Raw genomic sequence first — 25,039 nt, 5'->3', positions numbered from 1 at the left:
TTAAGTAAGCTTTTTTAATTCGTTAAAATGTGATTGATATAATGTTCGACAACTAAAGCTGTTGTCCCTTTTTGTTGCGCCGTTTTATGTAAATTCGAGATTTCTATTTCGGTCATCCTAGCAATCCGGGGGATACTAAATTCATTCATTGCATTTTGAATTTGAGGAGCCAGTATATTTCCAATTTCAGCCCCCCTACCGCTAATGATAATCTTGTTTGGATTGAGAATATGGAGCAGCGTAGATATTCCTTTCCCAATCATAAAACCAATTTTTCCGATTTGATAAATGACCAACTGATCGCCAATTTTGGCAGCTTCAATCAGTGCATTGCTCTTGTTGCTCATCGTTTTTATCAATGTGCTATATATTGAATATTCACCTTGTTGGATTGATATTTCGGTTTGATCAATAGCCGATTTTAAAGAGGCTTCGACCTCAAGACAGCCCCTTTTGCCACATGAACACAAGCTATTTGTGTTGGATAATGGGATATGGCTAAATTCGCCCGCAAATCCTGTTGCTCCCGTGAATATTTCACCATTGATGATAATTCCCAATCCTACTCCCCAATTCAGATTAATAACCAGAGAATGTGTACTGTTGATTCCGCTGCCAAATTCTTTTTCAGCCCACGCAACACAGCGAGAGTCATTGTCAATGACGGTCGGTATGTTAAATTCTGTCTCAACGATTTTTTTGAGATTGTACAGTGGGTTATCCTCTGTGTATGAGTTGTTAATACCTGTGGTTGAGTTGACAAATCCTGGCATACTTATTCCGACACCAATTACTTTTTTAGTGTCGATATGGTTGTTTTCAATGAAGATTCTAAGGTGCGTAAGGATAGCAACACCGGCAGTTGGATCTGTGAGATCTAATTTGATGTCAATTTCCTCTCCTAAAATTTCTTGTTGTAAATTACTGAGATGTATAGAAGTGTAAAATTGGTCAATTGATATACTAACGATTAAATTGTCGAGGTTTTCATTTAAAGAATACAACGCTGCTCTTCGGCCTCCGGTAGATGCAGCTAGTCCTTTGTCGACAATGATTCTTTGTTCGAGCAATTCATTAATTGCTTTTGTAACAATCGGTGTGCTTTTTGAAAGGCTTTTTGAAAGCCCTGCAATAGACTGCTCCTTTAAATAATATAGATAGGTAAGGATTTTCTCCTTTAATTCCATGTAATAATAAGTGTTTCGTTAGTGTATCCCTTTTAGCGTGCGCTAAAGATATATTATTTTTATGTTAAGATAAAATAACTTTTTAAAAATTTTAAAAAGTTTTATTTTTTGATGAGCGTCTTTTAAATAGATTGGTATGATCACAAAAAAGAGCGCTCCAGTATTGGAGCGCTCGTGTATTAAGAAACTTTAGGACTTAATTAATATTTCACCACACTTTGCTTTTTTTGCCATTCGGTACTGTTGATTTCTCCTTTTGACGCTAAGAGTGTATTTTATCGGTTGTAATTGAGGGTAACTATAATTTCATTAGCTTAGTTGCGTATTCGTATGATTTTTTGATCTAAATTTGCAGCGGTATTGCTACCTAAATCTGCTTAGTTTATGATGTTTTCTATTAGATGGTCTGCAACAAGTGCTGCAGTCCCCATCAGTTGTGCATTTTTATGAAGTGAAGATATTTCAATGGTTGTCATCTTCGCTATTTTCGGTATACTGAATTCATTAATGGCAACTTGTATTTGTGGTGCTATAATATTTCCCACTTCAGCACCGCGTCCACTGATAATTATTTTGTTTGGATTGAGGATATGTAGCAATGTTGAAATCCCTTTGCCTAACATGTAACCTATTTTTCCGAGGTTATTAATTGCAATCTGGTCTCCGAGTTTGGCAGCTTCGATTAATGCATCGGATTTATTGCTGCTTGCTTTTACGAACGTGGAGTAGATAGAATATTCGCCATTTTCGATATCAGATTCTGTGTTTTGTATAGCTGCATTAAGAGATGCTTCAACTTCTAGGCAACCTCGTTTACCACAAGAGCACAAGGTGTTTTTGTCAGACAAAGGGATGTGACTGAATTCTCCCGCAAATCCGGTAGCACCTTTGAATATTTCTCCATTAATGATGATTCCCAAGCCGACTCCCCAATTTAGATTGATGACAAGTGTGTGCGCAATGTCAACTCCGTGTCCAAATTCTTTCTCTGCCCAAGCAATACATCGCGAATCGTTATCGATAACTGTATTGAGGTTTAACTTATCTTCGATTTGCTTATAGAGATGATGAAGAGATGAATTTTTAGGATAAGAATCGTTAATCTTCTCTTCGGGATTAACAAAACCTGGCATACTGATGCCGACTCCAATTATATGTTTTTTATCTATTTCACTTGTTGCTATAATACGTTCTAAATGCTGTAATATCATTTCTCCAGCGTTTTGATCTTTAAGATCTATGCCAACATCTTTTTGTTGAGCAATGATATTATGGGCTAAATCGGATATTGTGAAAGAACTGTAGTATTGATCAATAGCGATACTTGCTATTAGATGCGGCAGCTGTTTGTTTAATCCATATTGGGATGCACGTCTTCCACCTGTAGATTCTTCAAGTCCAGTGTCGAGGAGTATACCTGATTTAACAAGCTCATTAATCGTTTTTGTGACAATTGGTGTACTTTTAGAAAGATATTTTGAGATTTCCGCAATGGATTGCATTTCATTATAATATAATAATCGTAATATGTCAGCTTTCATCATTAGTGTAATTGGCTTGTGAAATAATGGTTATAATTCTATAATAAAGATAAAGTGTTTTTATCGTAAGTTCAAAATACTTCTTAAAAGTATTTAAAAAGTTGTGATTGTTCAAAACACTAGGTTGCATTGTTGTAATAAAGTTGCTGATCGCAAGGTTGAAGTTATAATCTATATATCTGTTGGAATTTTAAATGTACGCTTGTCAGAATCTTTTTTTAATAAAAAAGCTATTTTCCAAATATGGTTATTCTTGATCATTCCTATGACGTCGCTTGATCGGAGAGATTTCTTAGTGAGTATGAATTGCAGTGGAAAAAAACATGTTTTTTTCCACTGCAATTCGACAGTTCCTTCATTTTAGCGCGTTGCTTATTCGACAAGCCAATCATTTGTATAAAAGCCCGCATCAATAAGTGAACTTGGACCATATTTCAACATATCCAACTTGAAAAACATATAATCCGGGAAACCACTTGCACCAGCAAAGTATTGGTTTGCAGTAGCGGCTTTCATACCTTTGATTCCAGTGCCGGTAATAATGCCGATCGTTTGGATATTACTTCCCTGCTTTTTCCAGATAAAGTAACCACCTAGATCATTACCTTCATATTTATGCACTCCCAATTTTATTGCTGAAGATGTTACGGAAATAGGACAGTCTGTCAAGAGTACGTTCCAAGCGCAGTTGGTCTGGCTGTTGCCGATAAGAATAATATTTCTATTGGCATATGCTGTGGTGTCAAATTCAGTGTCGGCGATGATGTCAAATGAGCCATTACCGCGGTAATACCATGACTCAGCATCGTATTTCGCTTTTTCAATTGCCCATTTATTTTCCTCGGGTGTACCTTTCGTACCATAAACGTATACCATGTTGTGGTTGAAGGCCTCTTTGAACATTCCGTTTCGGTGTGGTCCCTTTTCGGCAGGCGAAGGCTTTTCGATGATCTGCCATCCCTGTTTCGCCTTCCTTAAATAGATCATCGCATCTTTTGCTGATCTTTGGTAGCTGATCTGTGATAGCGAATCCAACATGATATTAATATGTTGACCTTCAGGAAAGGCGTCCAGATTTAAGGCCAGGGTTTTTAAATTGTCTGTTCGGCCTTGGATCGTATTGTTTTCTAGGTCACGAGTGAGCTGGATGTGTGAATAGGATAGTGCTTCTTCCTGTTGATAAATGGTGGCCCAATAGTAAGAAGCCGATATGCCTGGATTTGCTGTTTTAAAATCAATCTTATTGACGTCCTTATCGACTTTACGTTTATGCCATTTGAAATAATCAAACATGGGTTTCCAATCTACACTTTCATTACTATACCAGTGCGATCCACCGGGATATTCGTAATAACTGAAATCAGGATGGAATTCACCAAGAATGTTGCGCATTTGACGTGCATAGCTTATCGGTACGGTGCGATCGGCATCGCCGTGCAAGACGTAAATTCCCAGTGGCTTGTAGTTTGATGTGTAGGCGATGACGTCACTTTGGTTACTCGAACGGAGTAAAATATTTTCCATTTCATTGCGGCCTTTTTCGGGAATTAATCCGTCTGCCGAGCCGTAGCCTTTAAGTGTCGGGTAGCCGGCGCAAGGAGCAATTGCAGCCCATTTATCTGGATAAGTAGCGCCTAAGAACCAAGTTCCATGCCCGCCCATAGAATGTCCGGTTAAATATACACGCTGTGTGTCTGGTTTTAATGTCTGTTTTGCTAAAGCAAGTACTTCTAATGCATCTAAGCGTCCCCAATCCTCCCAGTTGAATCCACGAGGCCTACGGTTTGTTGGAGCTACTAATGTTCCCCAGTCTTTTGCGTGATAGGCCTGGGCCTGCCCTAATGCTTCCACGCCCGCACCGTGTACGGAGAAGAATAAAGCATCGCCTGATTTTTCACCGCCGGTCGCGGGATTCACCGCAAAATACTGTAGACTACCGTCGATTTCACTGGTAAAAGTATGGCGGTAGGGAGTGCTTGCAGATACGCTACGCAGGTTGATATTTTTCTGATCGATCAGTTTTCCTTTTTTGAACAAACCGAGCTTTACTGTGGGCGAACCGATGGCTACAATTTTTGACGCATCTATCTGCACGCTAATTTTTCTCGTACTATATGCCGGGATAACTGGAACAGGTGTTGTACTTGTGGATCCTTCAATAGTATTCTCTATATTAAGGTCATACATGTTCTTGGATGTATTATTGATCACAACAACACCCGCCAGTAATTTACTGTTATTTTTACCCAAAACGATATCAGGAAGTGTAGCGTCGTTAATGTCCAATATCGCTGGCTGAGTAGGAAAAGATAGCTCAGCCTGTACCAATATACCACGTACATAAAATTCATTCAATCCTTTCTTTAGTTGTACAGGAATGTTTAACCAGCCCATGCGATAGGGGTCACCGGAATGGAGTTCGCCGTTGATCAAAACAGCACTGTTGCCTTTGATATTAAGAATAGCAGCTTGCGCTTTCTTTGCGTTATAAGTCAGATACAAATAGGTAGGACCTAATCCACGTCGTGGGTTAGCGTTTTGTTGTGTACTGGTAGAATTAGCTATCTTTTCGATTCTTCCCGGGCCTGCAGGGTTATTGGGATTTCGTAGGTTTCCCCCCATACCGGGCGACGGTCTAAAAAAACCAGAGGTGTCAGTCTGGATAAAAGTCCACTTTGCTTGATCAACCTGCTTTCCATTTATGCTTTTCCCTTCTTTTGGCTCAATAAAGGTTCCATTGTAATAGTTCCAAAGAAACTCGTCTGAATAGACTGCTTCTCTGCCATAGGAATGCGTAATTTGTAAGTATAGTCCTTTTTCAAAACGATATTTGTTTTGGGCAAGTAAGCCAAAATGTAAAAAAGCGAAAGGTATTATAATTAATTTACTAACTGCGCAGGAGAAGATTTTTTGTGTCATCATTTTGATTCTTCTAAAAGTTGTTAATTATTATCGAGTTTAATAACAAATATTGTTAGTCAGGCGAAGTGCTGAGCTTTTCGTCATCTTCCTTGTATGGTACATAAATAAGTAGCATTGTCATCATCTCTTGGTCGGATTGCATATTGGAGTAAGAATATATATTTTGTGGTGGATTGAACGGATTGAATGGGTTTTTTTCGGTATTATCATACGTACATTCCATATGTATAGTAGAGCCGCGGGGTATCTTCATAAATTTTTTATAGCGATACATCTCTTGCCATCTATAATCCCATTTTGGAATATTTACGAGTGGAATAGTATCTCCCAGATTATTGGTGTAGTATGCCTTGAACGATTTCCCGATATAATGCATGTGTGGCCATATATAAAGTAAAGAAAGATCTTCGGTGGGATTTGTAAATTTCAATGTATAATCCTTTACTTGATTAGCTGGGATCATAAAAAAGGAAGGTCTAATATCCTTTTCTCCTAAACCGCCAGAGCCGAAGCTTACAACAGTAACTTTTCTTTTTATCGGTTTTTTGGTAAAAAATAAATGTATACCATTAACGGACTGCTCATCAATAGGTGTAGGAGAAAAATGGATAGATAGCAATATTATACCACGTTTAGGCATTGTCCATCCTATTCCTTCGGGATAAGATTCAGGTGACGAGCCTGGGATCCATCCTCCATAGTATGCCATATCACGCTTGAAAATTCTGTATGGATCTGTATAAATAGTATTGCCGTCGGTATGATTGGCAAATTTTGGTTGTTGATGAATATCTATTGCTGGATCTGAAATAACCTGTACTGAATAGTTAGCATGGTGGATTAAGCGTTTATTGTTGCTAAAGAATTCTACTCCTTCTATAGCTTGTTCTTGATCCAATTCAAAAGGTATCTTGAATTCTACGAAACGTTCTTTGTTATTTCCTTTGACGGTAAATGTATCTAAAGCTGTCAGTGTCAAATCTGGAGTTCGTCCATATCCAGTGATACTATACAGTTCACTTATTTCAGTAGTTGATTTTTTGCCTTTTTTTACTCCGTTATCGATCCAGTTGACGACTGTTTCGATTTCTTTTTTAGTCAGTGACCTATCGTTAGAAAAATGGACATAATTATTATCCGCAGTCCAAGGAGGCATGTATCCTGAAGTGATTACTTTTTTTATGAAATTACTTCGTTTAGAAATGTCGTTGTAGGTCAAAAGTGGAAAAGGAGCTGCTTCACCGGGTCGATGACAGGGTGCACATTTTGATAAAATAATAGGTTCGACATCTTGATAATAGGATTGAGCATAAGAATTTGTATCTATAAAGCCCACTACTATAAATATTGTTTTTAATACACTTGATATAACTTTATAAATAGCTGTTTTGTTCATGGCAATATTAAATGAGCGAGTCAATATCAGTTAATGATACACCCGATAGGTTCTGTCTTTTTTATAGTAATCGCTTGTTTTGACAGGTGTTGTCGTAAAGCATCTGCTAAATAGTGTGCTGTTGTCACTGTTCTTTTTTTGCCCAAATCAATTGCCCAATTATCAATAGCTCCAAAATAAATTACTTTTCCTTTTTCGACGAACGTAACTGTGGGAGTGATTTTAACATGAAGAAAATTGGTTAGATTTAAATTGCTGTCTCGGAATAATGGTATGTTAAGTTTGTATTTCGTTGCAAAAGCCTGAATTTCGGAGGACTCGTATAATTCTCCAGGAAAAATACCAATAAATGATATTTTATCACCATACTGCTTTGCCAAGGCATTTATGTCTTTTGTATAGTTTTGACACAATGGGCATTCGGGCGATAAAAAGATATAGACTGTAGCCAATTCAGAAGGCACAAATGAAGTGTCTGAATTTTTATTGATGTCTGTCAACCTAAATATTTCTTTATTTATGGTTTGTAAGAATGCTTTCGAAGGAAAGAATAACATCAATAGAAGGCTCATCATGAGTCCTTTTCCAAGTAATCTTTGGATATTTATTATGGGCATAACATTTTCCAGTTTATTAAAGTAAAAGAACTTACCTGATCCAATAAAGGGTCAGGTAAGTTGCATTGTGTTGTATTATTCACTTTTGTCCCACCATACACGTCCCAATATGCTTGTTGGCTCTCCGAAATCAGGATCTTTTCTCATTTCTTCGATTGCATCGAAACGATTTTGATAATTGTAATCGCCTGCTAATGGATAGTTTATTACGAATCTCCGTGGCATTTTTATTGCTTGACCTTCAACGAACCAAGGTTCAAAAGCAATTGCCGTGTTATTATTTGGCATATTTGTTCTTTTTACTATTGCCCACGCTTCATTATAATTTTTGAAGAAATTTAAATAAGCTTGCAATACAATTTGTTCTAATCCTTTGCTTGCTTTGAATTTAATGTCCGGCTGTTGTTTAAACGTTGCTATTTCAGTATCTGTCAAAGGAGAGTAGTCATAGATAAGCGCTTTTTTTGCTGCTTTATCATAAAACTTTAAAGAGGCTTCAACACCTTTATAGTACCATTCTTCAGCACTTTCGCTAGTTGTTCCACGTTGGGCTAGTTCAGCACGCATAAAGCATACATCAGCATAAGTTATCAATGGCATTGTACCTAATCCCGTGCCACCGTTATTTTCGGGTTGGAATAATCTATCTTGTATTCTGGAAACTGTATCTAATGTAATCGTACTTTGGCCATTTGCTATCTGAATTGGCGTAAAGAATCTTGATTTTTTTGGATCGTTTGGAGACGAAGGGCTAGAGTACTGACCATAATAACGCCTTGTATCAAAAATGGATGAGGACGGTATTTTGCCTTGTGCTTTAGCTAAAGCGAAATTATCTTCGCTCCACATATTTTTCACAAAGAAGAAACGTAAGCGCGGATCTTGATTATTCCACATATAATCAATCACATCGTGGTCTCCTACAAAAGCCCTTCCGTTGCCTGTAATGTTCCAATTGCCACCGCCAGTAAACTGAGCTCCTGGATAAAATACCCATTCTTCATCTGCACTGTTAATTACATTACTACTATTGGCAAGTACTTCTTTAACAATCGTTGCCATGCGTTGCGGGTCGCGTTTTGACAAGCGTAATGCAATTTTTAAACGAAGCGAATTAGCTGCCTTAATCCATCGAGACACATCACCTTTGAAATAAAGATCACTGTTACCATAGCTAAATTGTTCAACGGGTTGTTCTTTTTTTAGAACTTCTACTGCTGCCTTTAATTCTTGATCAAAGGTCGCATATAATTCGCTTTGTGTTTCGTATTTAGGGGTTAAGGTACCGCCGTATCTCGCCCCAAATGCCTCGGTATAAGCTAAACTGCCGTTAACGTCAGAAACATACCAGGCGTTATATACTTTTAGTATTGTTGGAATGGTGCGCATATAGACATATCTGGCCTTTTCGTCTTCACTCATTTTATCGACAGTTTTTTGGATATCAACAAGGACATTCCCAACACCAATATAAAATCTTCCATAGCGATTATTTGTATTGGCCGCATTTTCTGAAACCGTTATACCATTTCCTGTTCGTGACAGAAAAGCACGAGACCATCTTGAAATGAAATTGTAATTATCATAAAACGCTTCGAAATCATTGTTGTGGGCTGAAGTGATTGCTTGCGCGAATAGTGGTGGTAAAGAGATATTAATAACCGCATCAGGATCCGTGTTATATTCTGCGAAATCTTTTTTGCTACACGCACTTAGTGTAGCGATAAATATAGATAGAATAGTAATTCTATTTAAGTGTCTTGATAATATTTTCATGATCAAACTTTTTAACTTAAAAATTGGTGTTTAACGTGACAGAGAAGCTTCTTATTAGTGGCGTTCCTCCACCTAAAAATGCAGATGCAGATCCAGTACTACGATAATCTTCTGGATTGATATTGTCTGGTAAACTATTGTAAAGATATCCTAAATTCCTGCCAGATAGTGTCATGCGCAAATTGTTAAGTTTGAATCTTGATGCTGTTGTACGAGGCAAGTCGTAGCTTACAGAGACGTCTCTTACCATTACCCATGAGGATTCGAACGCAGATTTTTCGCGGATACCAGCACCCCAACCGAATGTGTTATTGTAGTATGCATAGGTGAGCATAGGATTTTTTAATCCCTGATCTACTGCTTCCTGATAGCTCATACCTCCAACATCTTTACCGCCTAACATTGTTCCTTGGGCAAAAACGCCATCGGGAATAAGTCCCCAAGCCTCATTTCCATTTGCATCCTTAAATTGTATCCCTCCAGCTTCTCCTTTTCGACCGTATAATGTACTCGCTATTTGTCCAGTTTGAGAGCCATAATTGTATGTTGGAGAATATACATATCCGCCAAATTTAGAATCGAGCATTACACTTAATGATAGGGCTTTGTAGTTCACGGTGTTAATAATGCTTCCGAGGAATTTGGGTTGTGTGGACCCAATTTTAACTTCTTTCTCTAATCCTTGCGCATAGTTTTGCGAACGTACGTACGATGCTCCCGTTGTTGTAGGTGACATAACGTATTTTCCATTGCTCGGATGATCTATTGGATTTCCTGAACCATCTCTTGCCTGGAAACGAGCTAGACCATAAGAGGCAACCATAACGCCGTATTCTCCTCCTACTTCAGCGATAGCCCTAATACCGTCATCGCCTTCTAGTGATGAGACTGTTACACCTGGTGCCAATGCAATAATTTTGCTTCTATTACGCGTATAATTAAAAGCTACGTCCCAAGAAAAATTTTCTTTTTTAATGGGAGTACCATATATCTTAGCTTCGATTCCTTGGTTTCGGATATGACCACTGTTGATAAGCGCATTGCTTACGCCTGATTCTTGTGAAACTGGTAGGTTGATAATCTGATTTTTAGTGTTTTTTTGGTAATATGTAAAATCAATTCCCAAACGATTATTTAAAAATCTTAAATCAGTACCTGTTTCCCAGGTAGAGCTTTTTTCTGGGACAAGATGCCTGTTTCCTAAATTATTTGAGTCGAAATAATAACGCGTTATTTCGCCGTTTTCTGCACTAATATAATTACTAGTAGGAAGATAATATCCAGTCATCGCTCTGTATGCATCAGTTCCCTTTCCTACGATATTGTAAGAAAATCTTAATTTGGAGAAGCTGAATATAGTGGAAGGTAATTTCAAAGCGTCATGGAATGTCCACGCTAGATCCATTCCTGGGTAAAAATAGGAGTATGTACCAGTCTGGTCAGGGTATAGAAGAGATGAATCCCAGTCATTACGTCCGTAGAGATTTAATGTAAGCCATTTTTTATAGGTGACTGCACCTTGAAATAACAAGGAAAAACTTTGACTAATATAAGGTTTGCTTTCAGAATAGCCTATAGCGTTTGTTGAATTGGAAAGACGGAATATGTCTGGGATACGCATGCCATTGGTCCACGCTTCTAACCCCTTACGTTCGGAGCGATTTACTTCAGCTCCTCCTAATGCAGTGACTTCAAAGTCATTGAAAGTTTTTCTATAGTTAATATTACTATGATATCTTGTTTGGATTACTCGATACTGATTTGTGCGGTAGCTACCTCCGTTAAAATTAGATTCTTGTCCCCTGTTTCTCTGTTCGTTATTGGCATTGAATAGATTTACGCTGAAGATATTTTCCATTTGTAGCCAATCCGTGAAGTTAATCTTTGCATTGATATTACCACGGAAGTTTTCTTCTTTTTGAAGTTGTTTTTGTTCGTACAACGTGAAAAATACGCCTTGTGATGAAGTCGGATCTTGATCACTAACACCGCCATTGATAGGGTTTAGATATTGATCTTTCCAATACATTAGGTCATACTCTCTAGGCATTCCCCATGTGAGACCATACATTAAATTGTTTCCTCCAGAAGAACGATTTGGGTTGAAACTGTTGCTCCCAACATATGTTGCCCCCGCATCTATTACGACAGCTTTTCTAATGCGATGAGTAGCTCTTAATGCAATACTATTTCTATCAAATTTATTTTGTGGAACTACTCCTTTTGCATACGAATTTGAATAGGAGATACGAAATGTCGTTTGTTCGTTTCCTCCAGAAAGCGCTAAATTAGAGTTTCTGTATTGGCCTGTCTGGTAGAGATCAAGGATGCTGTTGTTTGGCTGAAATTTTATTTCGTGCCCGGCAGGATCTTTCAGCGTGCGTCCGTCAAAGGCTGGTCCAAAACTATAGCCAAAATAAGTGGCGGGAATCTGTTCTAAGCCATCATTACCTTTGGGATAAACGTAGTTCGGTAATATTCCGGTGCCGTATTTATCTTGAAAGTCTACTGTTGCATAAGGATCGTCGATTCCTTGTGTGTGGGTAAAAGAAACTCCCAGTCCACGTTGAGAATAACCTTTTTTGGTCGTAATTAAAATTACCCCATTACTTGCTCTACTGCCATAAAGAGCGGTAACGGACCCTCCATTTAAAACAGAGATAGATTCGATATCATCTAAGTTGAAATTTTTAAGAATGTTACCGAAATCTTGTTCTCCACCGCGATTTGGTATGACGACGTCATCATCCATAATGATACCGTCTACGACAATTAAAGGGGTATTGCCGAAAGGATCGAGCGAGCTTGCCCCCCGAATAAGAAAACGCGGAGTCGATTGAGGGCCACCGGTACCAACGTTAACTTGCATGCCGGGGACCATTCCTTGCAAAGCTGCAATTGGGTTAATAGCATTTGTTTTTGCAATGTCTTCTCCACTGATTTGTGTCATTGCGTATCCCAGTTGTCGACGCTCTCTGGATTCACCTAAGCCAGTTACAACAACTTCATCTAAAGCGGATGCATTTTGTGATAATGTGATACTAATTTTTGTATTGGTACCGACTAAGATTTCTTGTGGAGTGTAACCAACTCGTGTTATACGAATCGTTTCGCCCTGTGCCGCTTGGATATTGAAGGATCCATTTACGGTGGTTTGTGTGGCCCTAGTAGTGCCTTTTACAGCAACTGTTACCCCAGAAATTGGTCCATTGGCATCCTTTACCGTTCCGGTAATAGTCTGCTGCGCATAGAGAGCCGATGCACTAAAAAGAGTACATATCGCCAATCCTGCGGATCTTTTGTAAAATAGACTCATGCTTATAATATTTAGTATTAATAATGATTAGTTTTTATTTACAACTTCTAACGTTGTTTAAGTTTGTTATATGGTCTCTCATTCGTTACCGTTACTGCTAACGGTTGATATGGATGGCTACTAAAATAATTTACCGCTAATTTTAAGGCTTTTATTTTCTCCATTCAGCCCTAGGCTAACGGCATATGATTTACTTTATAGCCTGATCCAAATTCATTCGGGTGTTCATCGAAAAGATATTGACTATCAGATTGATTTGATAATTGTTAAGGCTTTTCTTTACAGTTTAAGATTGTTTAAATAATTTTTTTTGCACTTTGTGGGCAACTTAAAATAGGATTTACGTCATTTCAGGAAGCCGAGAGATTGAATAGCGTGCTTGCCTCTCTCGCTGAATTAATAAAGTTCGTTGTGCTTGCTTGGAAATTGTACTAAGCGGCTTCACTTGCTTTTTCGCTTGTTTTTTTTGCGTAATAAATTCATTTTCTATTATTTAAGGTTAGTAAAGTTGTTTTATGATGGGCAAATCCATGGGATTACACCTGATGTTTACTGTTAATCTAAGGTACTTTCGTTAATAATTTTTTATGGCCAGACGGTTATTTCTGACTGTTTCGTTTAAACAACAAAATATGGTTAGTATAAAAGTTGTTGGCTAAAATTAGTTATTTACCGTTAAGTTTCAAATACTTTTTAAAAATATTTAAAAAGTATTTGATTCTTAGCCATTAAATCTATGCAAACGTTTGTTATTGTAACAATCTTATCGTTTAACCTTCCTGTTTATGCCATTAAATTGTGGATTAGGCATAAAAATGAAGGTTAAATACCTTATATTTACCTCTTAATTATAGTATCTGATTATGAAACAACGCTATTACTCCTTGGATGTCTTTCGTGGGGCTACTGTGGCACTGATGATTATGGTAAATAATCCAGGGACATGGGCTCATATGTTTGCACCGCTAAAACATGCAGAATGGCATGGATGTTCACCTACAGACCTGGTTTTTCCTTTCTTTCTTTTCGCAGTGGGTAATGCCATGTCTTTTGTTATACCTCGTTTACAGGAGGCGGGGCCTACAGTATTTTGGCAAAAAGTAATTAAACGGACGATCTTGATTTTTGCGATTGGACTTTTCATCAATTGGTGGCCTTTTGTGAAATGGGATGGTGCGGAGCTTATTTTTAAACAATGGGTTGATGGCATTGATCCGAGCCGGGGAATTCGGATTTTCGGTGTACTCCAACGCATCGCAGTTGCATACTGTTTTGCTTCGATTTTAGCTTATTATTTTAAAGAAAAAACGATTATTTGGATCTCGGCAATCATACTGTTGTTATATTGGGCAATCTGTGCAATAGCCGGAGGAGCAGATCCCTATAGCTTAGAAGGCTGGTTCGGTACAAAGTATGATATAGCAATCCTAGGTTTACCGCATGTTTACAAAGGGGAAGGGGTGCCATTTGATCCAGAAGGGCTGATGAGCACATTACCGACAATTGTTCAGGTCGTCTTTGGCTATTTAGTTGGTGTATTTATAAAAAAGCAAGGTCAGGTGGATTGGCTTTGGTCCAAAGTGCCGGCCTCGCATGAGCCCCATTTTAAATTGCTGGCGGGGATGTTTGTGACCGGATTTATTTTGGTCGTATTGGCTTGGATATGGGCTTTGGGTTTTCCGATCAACAAAAAAATATGGACAAGTTCCTATGTGCTCTATACAACAGGTTTGGCAACTATGACACTAGGTGGTATGATCTGGTTTATTGAGGTACAGGGTGTCAAAAATAAATTGACACAGTTTTTTGATGTTTTTGGTAAAAATCCGTTATTCATCTTTGTATTGAGCGGGATTTTGCCACGCTTTTTGGGATTGTTCCGTATTCCCGATGGTGTAAAAGAGGATGGCACGCAAAAATACCTCGACGCTTTTGCCTGGTTCTATAAATACGTTTGTGCGAAAGCCCCCGGGATACCGGAAGTAGGCTCTTTTGTATATTCCTTATGTTTCCTGACGTTGATGTGGGTAATCTGCTATTGGTTGGATAAAAAGAAAATTTATGTAAAGGTGTAGCATCAGCTGGATCTTTGCTTGTTAAATTATTTTGGCACTCAAAGATTTTTACTATCTTTGCAGCCAATTAATAAAATTTTTAACGCTTTAATATTATTCAGGAAATGTATTTAAGTAAAGAGTACAAAGCTGGAATCTTCGCAGAATTTGCTGGATCAGCTACAAACACAGGATCTACTGAAGGTCAAGTTGCTTTATTCACTAAGAGAATTGCTCACTTAACTGAGCACTTGAAAAAAAACAGAAAAGATTTCGGTACACAACGTGCCCTACAAATGTTAGTAGGTAAACGTCGTTCATTATTAGCTTATCTTTACAAAAAAGATATCAACCGTTACCGTGCGATCATTAAAGGTCTAGGTTTACGTGATATTATCAAATAAGCTTTAATACAAAGGTGTTAAGAAAGCCATCCAATTTTTGGATGGCTTTTTTTATTGTGCTTATCGTGCCCGAATTGTTATAGGACTTTTCGCATCAGCATGGTCGTTTTCTGTTCGTCATGGCTTTTGTCGTAGTTCAGGACTTCCTTAGGTTAGCGGACGAGATTGGGCTAGTTGTCCCTTACTTCAGTTTCACTATTTAGTCGTTATTTAATCGCTTTTTCCTCGGAGCTTGTTCGCTATTTCTTCGTTACCAACCGAAGAAGTACCGAAGAAGCTCCGAACAAGTACCGAAGAAGCACCGAGGAATCTCCGAAAATGATAACTATGTCTTATACTTGTTTTTATTGTCTTATACTGCGCAATAGGTTAAATCCACCGTTACAACTGATAGGTCTTTGTAAGTCTTTTTCGAGAGATAAGAGAACTTGAGGGAACTTCAATCGATTCATTGCTTGACAGATTAAGGCAGTTGCTGCCGTATTCCGATGGTTTGATGATTTAGCCTGCTGTTAATTGCATTAATCTTAATATTTTAATTTACCTTTGTGCTGAAATCTAATGTATTTAAAATATTGGCATGCTGCCAACAAGATGAAAAGCATGTCGCAAACAAGATTAAATGAATTACAACGAAATTAAAACGACCATCGATATGGGTAATGGCACCCAGATCGAATTGTCTACAGGGAAATTAGCAAAACAGGCTGATGGTGCTGTAGTATTAAAACAAGGTGATACGATGTTGCTTGCAACAGTCGTTTCAGCTAAAGAAGCTAAATCTGGCGTTGATTTTTTACCTCTTTCGGTAGATTATCAAGAAAAATATGCGGCAACAGGCCGTATTCCAGGAGGTTTCTTACGTCGTGAAGCTAGACTATCGGATTATGAGGTATTGATCTCGCGTTTGGTAGACCGCGCATTACGTCCTTTGTTCCCTGAAAACTATCACGCAGATACACAAGTGGCAATCAGCTTGATCTCTGCAGATAAAGATATTATGCCTGACGCTTTAGCAGGTTTGGCTGCTTCTGCAGCTATTGCTGTTTCTGATATTCCTTTCAATGGACCAATTTCTGAAGTTCGCGTAGCAAAGATTGATGGTCAACTGGTGATCAATCCAAAATTATCTGAACTTGAAAAAGCAACTTTAGAATTTATTGTTGCTGGTTCTGCACAAGATATCGGTATGGTTGAAGGTGAAGCGAAAGAAATTTCTGAAGCTGAGATGGTAGAAGCGATTGCTTTTGCTCATGAAGCTATCAAAAAACAAGTTGCTGCTCAAGTAGAATTGGCTAACTTAGTTGGTAAAACTGTGAAGCGTGAGTATAACCATGAGCCTGAAAACCTTGAATTGAGAGATGCTATTTTTGCAGCTACTTACGATAAGGTTTACGCTATTGCAAAATCTGCTTCTGCAAAACATGACCGTTCTGAGAACTTCGCAAAAATCGCAGAAGAGTACAGAGCAACAATGCCAGAGGAATTGGATGATGACACGGCATTCTTATTTAAAAAATATTTCCACGATGTTCAGTATGATGCTGTCCGTAACCTAGTTTTGGATGAAGGTATGCGTTTAGATGGACGTGATGTACGTACTGTACGTCCGATCTGGTCTGAAGTGGATTACTTGCCTGCTGCACACGGTTCGGCTGTATTTACGCGTGGTGAAACACAAGCATTGACTTCGGTTACTTTAGGTGCTAAAGACGATGAGCAAATGATCGATGGTGCTTTTATCAACGGTTATAACAAATTTATTCTTCACTACAACTTCCCTGCATTCTCTACAGGTGAGGTAAGACCTAATAGAGGTCCAGGCCGTCGTGAAGTTGGTCACGGTAACTTAGCAATGCGTTCATTGAAACAGGTACTTCCTGCAGACAGTGAGAATCCATATACTATCCGTGTTGTTTCTGATATCCTGGAATCAAATGGTTCTTCTTCTATGGCAACTGTATGTGCTGGTACATTAGCACTTTTGGATGCCGGTGTAAAATTGAAAGCGCCAGTTTCAGGTATTGCCATGGGATTGATTTCTGATGAGAAAACTGGTAAATATGCGATCTTATCGGATATCTTAGGTGATGAAGATCATTTAGGTGATATGGACTTTAAAGTAACTGGTACAGAAAATGGTATCGTTGCTTGTCAAATGGACTTAAAAATCAATGGTTTGAAATGGGAAGTGTTGACGCAAGCTTTGGATCAAGCAAAAGAAGCGCGTTTACACATCTTAGGTGAGATGAAGAAAACAATTTCTGCTCCACGTGAAGACTACAAACCACATGCACCTCGTATCGTTCAACTGTTGATCGATAAAGAATTTATTGGTGCTGTAATCGGACCGGGTGGTAAAATTATCCAAGAGATGCAACGTGAGACCGGTGCTACAATTTCGATCGAAGAAGTTGATAACAAAGGTGTTGTTCAAGTATTCGCAGATAATAAAGCGGCTATCGATGATGCAGTAGGTCGTATTAAAGCAATCGCTTCTAAACCAGAGATTGGTGAAACTTACGAAGGTAAAGTGAAATCAATTATGCCATTCGGTGCTTTCGTTGAAATCATGCCTGGTAAAGATGGTTTATTGCACATCTCTGAAATCGACTGGAAACGTCTTGAAACAATGGACGGTATCTTTAAAGAAGGTGATAAAGTAACGGTTAAATTGTTGGATATCGACAAACAAGGTAAAATGAAGCTTTCTCGTAAAGCGTTATTACCTCGTCCTCCGAAAGAAGACAAACCAAAGCAGGATAAACCTGCTGGCGAAGCTCCTGTAGCTGGTGCTGGCCAAGAATAAGTTTATCTTTTCAAATGATAAGAAAAGCCCGCTTTAAGCGGGCTTTTTTTATGGAAAATAAGGCTTACCTGCATCTTTATCCTATGAAAAGTATACTTCGTTTGTTTCTGTTTAAACCTGGTCAGATTTTGGTGTTTGTCCTCATGCATGTGTCAGTGTATGGTCAGCGGTCTTACGGGGATAAATTCCAGGAGCTGTCTGCCACTGTACAGCATTATGCAGATAAAAATAATATGATCTTGCCCAAGGGGCGTTATGAGTTTTATAAACTGGATCGTGCCATTTTGTGGTCCTATAAACAGGATTTATTTTGGCCTCTTAATAGGTTAATCTTAAAGGATAAAGCTATCAGAGATTCAATGACAGATGAGCTTTACATTAATTTTGATCGGGAATATAACCGCTTTGTGGTGGATGTGTATGAAAGCCCTTATAAATTTAACGAGGCGAGACCATTTGAAGCACTTTCCGTGCAGGGCTCATTCAGAGGTGGGATGTCACCGCTCTTGGAGCGTTTGTCCAAGTTTTTATTGGATCATCAAGGACGCTGGGGCCTCAATCTGTCTTCTTTTACCTTATATATGGATCGTGAGCTTAGTGCTGTGCCCTTAGCATACGATGGCGAGCCAGAAGTAGTGAAATTGCTCAAGCAATTTTTTGAGGAGGCCAAGATTCCCCATAAACCTGGTATTTACTATGGGAATCCAATGTATTGTTCGTATCGATTTGACTGGATGGCTAATAAAAATAAAGAGATTACGCTCGATTGCTCAGTATATAAAGACTATTTTAATATACTGTTTAGTGAAACGAAGTTATATGCGCTGGGCGGGACTTGGAATAGCTTGAATGGACAAATGTCTTTCTTTTATGATCGGAAAAATAGCTGGAAACAGTTTGCTGCCCGACGGGATGTCAAACGAATTTTTGATTTTTTAAATGAGGAGACTGCTGTTAATCTATTCAAGTTGCACTATGCTAGTAAGAGATTTAGCGGCGATTATTGGCTTGATGTCGTTATGATGAAATAGGGGAGTAGTAAGGCTAATATGTAGATCAGAAAACAAATCAGGCTGTCGAATTGACAGCCTGATTTTGTGGTTTTATAACATGATAACACCTTTTATCTTCGCTACTTCTTTGTAGAAGTAGATCACCTGATCGGCGTCTTTTACGTTCAAGTTTACCGTAATTGAAGTATACTTACCTGTTTTGGAATCCTTAAAATCAAACTGAGCACCTGTTTCATCAAATATGCTCTGGATTTGATTGAAGTGGTCCTGATCTTTTGGTAAGATAAATTTATACGTATAGTCCTTTGGAAATGTTTCTAAGTCTTCTAAGCGCTCTTTGAAAGTTTCATAGAAGTCTTTTGGATTATCACCTCCATCGGGGATATCTTGTATATTGATGTTTTTGTAATCTGCCATGTTTTGTTTCTCCTTAAATATGTTATTAAGGTATTAACAAATATTAATCCAGTAATGTTTTACTGACAATTTTTCAGTTAATTATTGTCAATGCTTGAAGGCCAATCGGCTTTGTTTTTACCAAAGTTTTTGTTTGGCGTAGCACTCATCTCGATTTCCATCTGTCCACCTTCTAAAAGCTGTGCGTGTGTAATGAACGATTTAGCATAAGGTTTACCATTCAATTTGATCGATTTAATGTATTGATTTGCTTTACCTTGATTTTTAACATCGATAGCTAAAGTTTTGCCATTTGGTAAATTGATGTTCGCATGTTGCATCATTGGAGAGCCGAAGACATAAACACCACTCATTGCATTCAGTGGATAGAAGCCCATTGCTGAGAACACATACCATGCGCTCATTTGTCCGACGTCATCATTGCCACATAGACCAGCTGGACTGTTTGTGTAAAACTCCGTCATCGCTTTACGTACTAAGGCTGCACCTTTCCAAGGTTGTCCAGCGTAAGCATATAAATAAGGGATATGGTGATTAGGTTCGTTACCTTGCGCATATTGGCCGATTAGTCCTGAAATATCTGGAGAAGCTTCACCACCAAGATCCGATGACATGGTCGTAAAATAATCCAGTTTTTTCAAAAATTTCTCCTCACCACCGAAAAGATTGATCAGACCTTTGACATCTTGAGGTACTAACCAGGTATATTGCCATGCATTTCCTTCGCAATAATCATTCTCGCGGTGTTTGGCCATTAGCGGGTCGAAAGGTCTGCGGAACTCGCCATTGGCTTTTTTACCGACGAAATGACCTACTTCTTTGTCAAAATACTGCTCATATAGTTTGTAGCGTTTTTTGAAATAGACAGCGTCTTCTGTTTTACCTAGCTTTTCAGCAATTTTATAAGCACCAAAGTCGGCAATCGCATACTCTAATGCCCATGCTACAGACTCATTAGGCATGCTGTCGATAGGAATGTAAGTCAGCTCACGGGCATATTTCAAGCCGTGATCATTGCCCATAGCTGTGGTCTTAACAGCTTCCCAAACCAAAGGATAATCTTTCTCGTCAATAATTCCTTTTAAGAAAGCGTCTGCAATCACTGGAATCGCAGGCAGGCCCACCATGGTATTGGTTTCATTGCCTTGTAAGTGCCACATTGGCAATTTACCTTGTTGTTGATAGATAGCCAACATCGTCTTGATAAAATCCTGGTTGATTTTACGGTCCTCCAAGATGGTCATCAAAGGGTGAAGCCCACGGTAGGTGTCCCAAAGCGAAAATACGGTATGGTTGACAAAATCCTGTTTTTCGTATACTTGTTTGTCAGTTCCTAAATAATCGCCATTTGCATCGTTAAAGATGGTAGGAGCGAAGTAGGTATGGTATAATGCGGTATAGAAGATGGTCTTCGTATCTTTGTCGGCTTCAAATTGAATCTTATTTAAGGTTTTGTTCCAACGTTGATCGGCTTCTTGCTTTACTTTTTCAAAATTCCAGCTTGGAATCTCTGCATTGATATTATTCAGGGCATTGGTCGAGCTTACGGGAGAGATACCAACTTTGAGTTCGATGGTTTTGTTTTTAACAGCATCAAAGAATAAAGCTGCTTTGATCGCCTGTCCTTTAAATGTTGTTTGGCCTAATTTTTCTTCTTTACCGTCGAAAAATCTTACTTTTTGTATCGGCTGGGAAGTTCTGATCGCAAAATACAATTTTTGGTCAGTTGCCCATCCTGTTGAAAAGCGGTAACCAACAAAGGTCGAGTCGTTAACCTGTTTGATGTAGGTGTCTGTCGGTTTATCCCAATTGATATGGTAACCTAAGTCCACTAAAATATGTGCATTATCTGTTTTTTCATAGCGATATTGATGATAGCCAACACGTTCGGTAGCCGTCAAATTGGCCTGTACCTGATAGTCATCTAAATAAGCGCTATAGAATCCGGGCTTGGCAACCTCATTTTCCTTTTTGAAGGAAGAACCATAGCCTGTATTCATTTTATTGAATTCCGCTGGCGTTAATTGTAATTTTCCGTTGGCTGGAACAATCATGAGGTCGTTGAGGTCACCGATACCTGTTCCGCTCAGGTGGGTATGGGTAAAACCCAAAATTTCCTGGCTTTTGTAATTGTATCCACTGCACCAATCCCATCCGTTGAACTTGTCCCAAATCTGTGGAATTTGGGTAGGTCCCAATTGTACAGCACCTAAAGGTACATTTGCACCAACAAAGACGTGACCATGATCCGCTGACCCAATAAAGGGGTTGACATATTGCGTAAGATTTTGCTGGGCTTGCGCACAAAATGGCAAAATTATTGTGCCCAACACTGTTTTGAGTAGTTTATTTCCTGTCATAGGTTTTGTTCGGGTATTTGAAAACTGCTTAAAATTAGTAAATAAAACCTTTTAGCGCAATTTTATTATTATTTTAGTAAATTGTCGTTAAATTTTTTACTTTAGTAATCTTCGTAATAAAAAACTTAACAAACCTACTACTACTACATGAAGAAACGTATTCTGATCAGTGATATCGCAAAGGCGTTGGGGATTTCTGTAACTACTGTGTCCTTTATTTTGAATGATAAGGCAAAAGAAAAGCGTATTAGTGAGGCTTTGACTAAGCGGGTTTTGGACTATGTCAAAAAGGTCGGCTATAAGCCCAACGAATTGGCGAAAAGTCTCCGCACAGGGAAGACGAAGATTTTGGGTTTGATTATCGAAGATATTTCCAATCCTTTTTTTGGGAATATAGCGCGTCTGATCGAAAGTAAGGTCTATGAGCAGGGCTATCGTATTATTTATTGTAGTACCAACAATGATGTGGAAAAAGCGAAGGAGTTAATCCAGATGTTTTACGATCGGCAGGTAGATGGTTTTATTATTACACCTTCCGATGGTTTGGAAGATACAGTAAAGCAGTTGCAACAGAATAATATTCCGGTTGTACTCTTCGACCGTTATTTTCCGGATCTTGAAACAGACTATGTTGGTGCGGATAATTTTCAGGGGGCCTTTGATGCCAGTAACCATTTGTGCCAACAGGGCTATAGACGTATCGGATTTGTATCGCTCTATTCGGATCAGACTCAAATGAAGGAGCGTTCAGATGGCTATATGAAGGCTATGGATAATAATAAGCAGCAAAGTTTTATTCAAAAGATTCAGATGGATGCTTCGGATGAGGAAGCAATGGAATCTTTGCGGGAGTTTATCTGTGAAAATAGGCTGGATGCCGTTTTGTTCTCAACGAACTATCTGGCGATTTCGGGTTTGAAGGCTTCCAAAAAATTTAATTTTACGATGCCGGCGGTGATTGCTTTTGACGACCATACGGTTTTTAAGCTGGTTGAACCTTCTATTACGGTTGTTTCGCAGCCGATCAAGGATATTGCTGAGAATCTGATCAATATTTTGTTGCTGCGTCTTCAGGGTAAAATAAAAGCAACACGTAGAATGGTGTTGCCTTGTGAACTGAAAGTTCGTGAGTCGACTAAAGTGAAAGTTACTTCGTAGTATCGGCTACAAATTTCATTGAAATAGAATTAACGCAGTGACGCGTGTTTTTTGTCGTAAAGCCTTCTCCCAGGAATACATGGCCTAAATGCGCGCCACATTTACTACACAGGATTTCAGTGCGGCGACCATCGGCATCCGTGATCCTTGTAATTGCCCCGGGAATTTCATCATCAAAACTTGGCCAGCCACAGCCAGATTCAAATTTCGACTCCGAACGGTATAGTGGGCTGTCACAACGACGGCAGATATAAGTTCCTTTGAGCTTATTGTCCAAAAGTTCACCGGTAAAAGGGCGTTCAGTTCCCTTATGTATAATAATGTACTCCTCTTCTTTACTTAATGGGTTGTATTCTTTGTTTGTTTCCATGATTGTCGTGTGTTTAGTCTTGGCCCTTTAATTTTTGGTCCGGGACTCGATCCTGGACGGGGCTCCATTCATCTTGATAAAGTTCTCCATTCATCTTGATAAAGTTACGGAAATAAAGACGAAAAAAAATTTTTTGTGTCCATAGTGATAGTCGAATTTAGGTATTTTAAATTGTCATGGAATTGTCTTATATTTGAATAGCTATCCAAATGAAAAGTTGTAGCGATGGGACCACTTTAATAGTTTAATGTTGTTTTATCCTAGTTTAAACCCATTTGTTTAGAATGATTATAAATTGATATTAAAGGTCACAAAATTGTCAGCGATTTGTTAATAAATCATACTTTTGTGGCATTGTTAGGGGGGTAGTGGCTCCTTTAACCATGGGAGTTAATTTTTTACATTCACAAATAAATAGTATAAAGTGCTAAATATGAGAACTATCTCATCCGTTTTGGGAAGCCTTGCGAGGGTGGTGTCAACGAGTTTGATGCTATTATTTGCCGTTACGACGTTGCATGCGCAAGATGTCAAGGAAGGTGAAAAAATCTTCAAATCTAAGTGTACATCCTGTCACGCCATTGACAGAAAAGTGGTTGGTCCTGCTTTAAAGGGGATTCCAGAGACGAAAGACGAAGCTTGGTTAATCAAGTGGGTCAAGAACTCTCAGGCTTTAATTGCGTCTGGCGATGCTGATGCAGTTAAAATCTTCGAAGAGAACAACAAGCTTGTGATGACTTCTTTTACTGATTTATCTGACGATCAGATCAAGTCGGTATTAGCGTATATCACAGATGCTTCTAAGGAGAAACCGAAAACTGAAACTCCTGGTGGTGCTGGAGCTAAAGATGATAACGCATCTATGTTCATGATTTTGGGCTTGATCGCAGTTGTTGTTTTGGCTGTAGTGGTTATCGTGGTGTTGAATCGTGTGATCCGTACCTTAGAAAATGTTATTGCTAAAAACCAAGAAGCTATTGCTGCGCAACAAGAGCCAGAAGATAGCCAACGTTTTGTGAAGTTTGCGAAAGCATTCGTTAAAAACAAGAAGTTGGTTGGCTTTACAGTCTTGATGTTGGTTGCATTATTAGCTGTAGGTGGTTGGAAAACCATGTGGAACGTTGGTGTTCACCAAGGCTATCAGCCGGTTCAACCAATTAAGTTCTCTCATCAAATCCACGCTGGTGTTAACAAAATTGAGTGTCAATACTGTCACGGTGGAGCATTTAAATCTAAAAATGCGTCTATTCCATCGGCCAACGTATGTATGAACTGTCACAATACAATCACTGCTTCAGAGCATTATGATGGTGAAATTTCTCCGGAAATTGCTAAAATCTATCGTGCATTGGATTGGAATCCTGATACGCGTACTTACGGTAACAATCCGAAACCAATTCAATGGGTTCGTATTCACAACTTACCTGACTTTGCTTACTTCAACCACTCACAACACGTTGTGGTAGCTGGTGTTGAGTGTCAAACTTGTCACGGTCCAATCCAAAATATGGAAGAAGTATACCAATACTCTCCATTGACGATGAAATGGTGTGTTGATTGTCACAAAAAGACAGATATCAAATCGGACAATAAATACTATGAAGATTTGATTAAAGCACACGAAAGAATTAAGAAAGGTGAGAAAATGACTGCAGCCATGATCGGTGGTCTTGAGTGTGGTAAGTGTCACTATTAATAA

General features: G+C 38.7%; 16 protein-coding genes. 6 read left to right on the top strand and 10 right to left on the bottom strand.

What is annotated here, in order from left to right:
• Positions 1-14 precede the first annotated feature (14 nt).
• From HS960_RS17165 to HS960_RS17135, 7 genes are all read right to left on the bottom strand, one after another.
• Positions 15-1,187 carry an ROK family protein gene (locus tag HS960_RS17165; RefSeq protein WP_182330170.1) on the bottom strand — a complete coding sequence of 391 codons (1,173 nt, stop codon included), beginning with the start codon at positions 1,185-1,187 and terminating at the stop codon, positions 15-17.
• Between the two features lie 377 nt (positions 1,188-1,564).
• Positions 1,565-2,689, bottom strand: a complete 1,125-nt coding sequence (locus HS960_RS17160; RefSeq protein ID WP_182330168.1) for an ROK family protein — start codon at positions 2,687-2,689, stop codon at positions 1,565-1,567.
• A gap of 411 nt (positions 2,690-3,100) precedes the next feature.
• A complete protein-coding gene (locus HS960_RS17155; protein ID WP_228280053.1) occupies positions 3,101-5,650 on the bottom strand; it encodes a carboxylesterase family protein in 2,550 nt (849 codons plus the stop codon).
• A 52-nt stretch (positions 5,651-5,702) separates the two neighbouring features.
• A complete protein-coding gene (locus tag HS960_RS17150) occupies positions 5,703-7,046 on the bottom strand; it encodes a c-type cytochrome (protein ID WP_182330166.1) in 1,344 nt (447 codons plus the stop codon).
• Positions 7,047-7,072: 26 nt separating this feature from the next.
• Positions 7,073-7,663, bottom strand: coding sequence for a redoxin domain-containing protein (locus HS960_RS17145; protein ID WP_182330164.1), 591 nt, complete (start codon positions 7,661-7,663; stop codon positions 7,073-7,075).
• A gap of 75 nt (positions 7,664-7,738) precedes the next feature.
• Positions 7,739-9,439 carry a SusD/RagB family nutrient-binding outer membrane lipoprotein gene (locus tag HS960_RS17140; RefSeq protein WP_182330162.1) on the bottom strand — a complete coding sequence of 567 codons (1,701 nt, stop codon included), beginning with the start codon at positions 9,437-9,439 and terminating at the stop codon, positions 7,739-7,741.
• 16 nt (positions 9,440-9,455) lie between these two features.
• Positions 9,456-12,755, bottom strand: coding sequence for a SusC/RagA family TonB-linked outer membrane protein (locus HS960_RS17135; protein WP_182330160.1), 3,300 nt, complete (start codon positions 12,753-12,755; stop codon positions 9,456-9,458).
• Positions 12,756-13,618: 863 nt separating this feature from the next.
• Between HS960_RS17135 and HS960_RS17130 the strand changes: the two genes are divergently transcribed.
• The 4 genes from HS960_RS17130 to HS960_RS17115 all read left to right on the top strand — a co-directional run bounded on the left by HS960_RS17130 (position 13,619) and on the right by HS960_RS17115 (position 19,053).
• Entirely contained in the window at positions 13,619-14,830 is a 1,212-nt protein-coding gene (locus HS960_RS17130; protein ID WP_182330158.1) for an acyltransferase family protein, read from the top strand.
• Between the two features lie 104 nt (positions 14,831-14,934).
• Entirely contained in the window at positions 14,935-15,213 is a 279-nt protein-coding gene (gene rpsO, locus HS960_RS17125; RefSeq protein WP_159730588.1) for a 30S ribosomal protein S15, read from the top strand.
• Between the two features lie 622 nt (positions 15,214-15,835).
• Positions 15,836-18,022 (top strand): polyribonucleotide nucleotidyltransferase, encoded by a 2,187-nt coding sequence (gene pnp, locus HS960_RS17120; protein WP_153846067.1) that lies wholly within the window; start codon positions 15,836-15,838, stop codon positions 18,020-18,022.
• A 50-nt stretch (positions 18,023-18,072) separates the two neighbouring features.
• A complete protein-coding gene (locus HS960_RS17115; RefSeq protein WP_182330156.1) occupies positions 18,073-19,053 on the top strand; it encodes a hypothetical protein in 981 nt (326 codons plus the stop codon).
• Positions 19,054-19,125: 72 nt separating this feature from the next.
• On the opposite strand, the gene HS960_RS17110 is transcribed toward HS960_RS17115, so the two are convergent.
• Together HS960_RS17110 and HS960_RS17105 are read right to left on the bottom strand one after the other, a co-directional pair.
• Positions 19,126-19,452 carry a DUF493 domain-containing protein gene (locus tag HS960_RS17110; protein ID WP_153846065.1) on the bottom strand — a complete coding sequence of 109 codons (327 nt, stop codon included), beginning with the start codon at positions 19,450-19,452 and terminating at the stop codon, positions 19,126-19,128.
• Positions 19,453-19,529: 77 nt separating this feature from the next.
• Positions 19,530-21,812, bottom strand: coding sequence for a GH92 family glycosyl hydrolase (locus HS960_RS17105; RefSeq protein ID WP_182330154.1), 2,283 nt, complete (start codon positions 21,810-21,812; stop codon positions 19,530-19,532).
• A 147-nt stretch (positions 21,813-21,959) separates the two neighbouring features.
• Here HS960_RS17105 and HS960_RS17100 point away from each other — a divergent pair, with 147 nt between their 5' ends.
• Positions 21,960-22,970: a LacI family DNA-binding transcriptional regulator gene (locus tag HS960_RS17100; protein WP_153846063.1), complete on the top strand. Its 1,011-nt coding sequence runs from the start codon at positions 21,960-21,962 to the stop codon at positions 22,968-22,970.
• Here the strand turns inward: HS960_RS17100 and HS960_RS17095 are convergent.
• The gene (locus HS960_RS17095) at positions 22,960-23,340 is read right to left on the bottom strand and encodes a methionine-R-sulfoxide reductase (RefSeq protein ID WP_088160225.1); all 381 of its coding nucleotides are present in this window, start codon (positions 23,338-23,340) and stop codon (positions 22,960-22,962) included. The genes HS960_RS17100 and HS960_RS17095 overlap by 11 nt on opposite strands.
• A gap of 433 nt (positions 23,341-23,773) precedes the next feature.
• Between HS960_RS17095 and HS960_RS17090 the strand changes: the two genes are divergently transcribed.
• The gene (locus HS960_RS17090) at positions 23,774-25,036 is read left to right on the top strand and encodes a cytochrome c3 family protein (RefSeq protein ID WP_182330152.1); all 1,263 of its coding nucleotides are present in this window, start codon (positions 23,774-23,776) and stop codon (positions 25,034-25,036) included.
• The last annotated feature ends 3 nt before the right edge of the window (positions 25,037-25,039 follow it).

The organism is Sphingobacterium paramultivorum (assembly GCF_014109745.1).
Classification (GTDB): Bacteria; Bacteroidota; Bacteroidia; order Sphingobacteriales; family Sphingobacteriaceae; genus Sphingobacterium; species Sphingobacterium paramultivorum.
Note: the sequence above shows the minus strand (reverse complement) of the source record. Positions and strands in the feature narration are given on the sequence as shown.